This is a genomic window from Bradyrhizobium altum (genome assembly GCF_020889705.1).
Lineage (GTDB): Bacteria > Pseudomonadota > Alphaproteobacteria > Rhizobiales > Xanthobacteraceae > Bradyrhizobium > Bradyrhizobium altum.
The window spans coordinates 1-895 of the sequence record NZ_JACMYP010000580.1; the positions used below are offsets into that span (position 1 = coordinate 1).

At 67.2% G+C, this 895-nt stretch carries 1 protein-coding gene; it reads left to right on the plus strand.

What is annotated here, in order from left to right:
- Nucleotides 1-131 precede the first annotated feature (131 nt).
- Nucleotides 132-895: IS21 family transposase (gene istA, locus H8B02_RS47500; protein ID WP_446471721.1), on the plus strand; the 764-nt coding region annotated here is incomplete at its 3' end.

An 895-nucleotide genomic window follows, 5' to 3' on the forward strand; every position in this document is an offset into this window, starting at 1 on the left:
CGGACCGAAGGGAGGGCGTAGCCCGACCGGAGGACCGTCCCCATCGGCGTCGCGCGTTTTTGGACCCGTCTGGCGGCCGGGTGCGGCTGGTGCAAGCTATTGATTCGTCTCGACAAGAGGGAATCGATGCCTTGCCTGGCCTCCACATCACCGACCACCAGATGAGGCTGTACATGACCTACCGACAGACACTGTCCCCCGAGGCCGCCGCGGCCAAGGCGGGGTTCTCGAAGGCAAGCGCGTATCGAATCGAGGGCGATTGTCGCCCGCCATCGCAGAAGAAGACGCCGAGGGGCCGGCGCCGGTCCGATCCGCTCGCGCAGTATTGGGAGGCCGAGATCGTTCCGATCCTGAAGGCTGCGCCCGGCATCCGCGTGATCGGCGTGCTGGACGAGCTGCGCCGACGGCATCATGACCTGAACCCGAACATCCGCCGCACGCTGGAGCGGCGCATCAACGCCTGGCGGGCGCTCAACGGCCCCGAACAGGACGTGATCTTCCGCCAGCAGCACGAGCCCGGCCGCCTGGGTCTGTCCGACTTCACCGACGTGAGCGCGCTCGGTATTACCATCGCGGGTGAGCCGCTCGATCACCGGCTCTATCACTTCCGGTTGGCGTTCTCCGGCTTCGAGCATGCCCATGTCGTGCTCGGCGGCGAAAGCTTCGTCGCCCTGGCGGAGGGCTTGCAGAACGCGCTGTGGGCGCTTGGCGGCGTGCCGCGGGAGCATCGCAGCGACAGCCTGTCGGCAGCGTTCCGCAATCTGACCGCCGACGCACGGGAGGATCTGACGCAGCGCTACGCCGGGCTGATGGGCCACTATGGCATGGCGCCAACGCGCAACAATGCGGGCATCGCACATGAGAACGGCTCGATCGAGAGCGCGCACGGCCATCT